Origin of the sequence: Acidisphaera rubrifaciens HS-AP3 (genome assembly GCF_000964365.1) — a bacterium.
GTDB lineage: Bacteria > Pseudomonadota > Alphaproteobacteria > Acetobacterales > Acetobacteraceae > Acidisphaera > Acidisphaera rubrifaciens.
Genome location: NZ_BANB01001084.1, coordinates 1 through 369 on the forward strand (window position 1 = coordinate 1; position 369 = coordinate 369).

1 pseudogene is annotated in these 369 nt (G+C 75.1%); it reads left to right on the forward strand.

Annotated features, from left to right (window positions below):
• Window positions 1–369 (forward strand): annotated as a pseudogene (locus B8460_RS20155) (4-alpha-glucanotransferase); the annotation flags it as partial.

Sequence of the window (369 nt, forward strand, 5' to 3'; positions counted from 1 at the left end):
GCCGGGCGCGCGTTTCCGTATCGTGCTGGAGGACGGCACCCGCCACGAGGGGAATGCCGGGACGGACGGCGCGCTGCCGGCGATCGGCGTGCCCGGCTATCACGGGCTCGAACTGGACGACGGGATGCACACGCTCGCCGTCGCACCCCCGCGCTGCGTCGTGCCGGCGGATGTCGGCGCGTCGCGGGCCTGGGGGCTCGCGGTGCAGCTCTACAGCCTGTGCCGCCCGGGCGATTTCGGTCTCGGCGACTTCGCGGCGCTGCGTGACTTCGTGGCCTCGGCCGGGCGGCACGGCGCGGCCTGCGTCGCGATCAGCCCGGTGCACGCGCAGTTCTCCGCCGACGCGGACCGGTTCAGCCCCTATGCGCC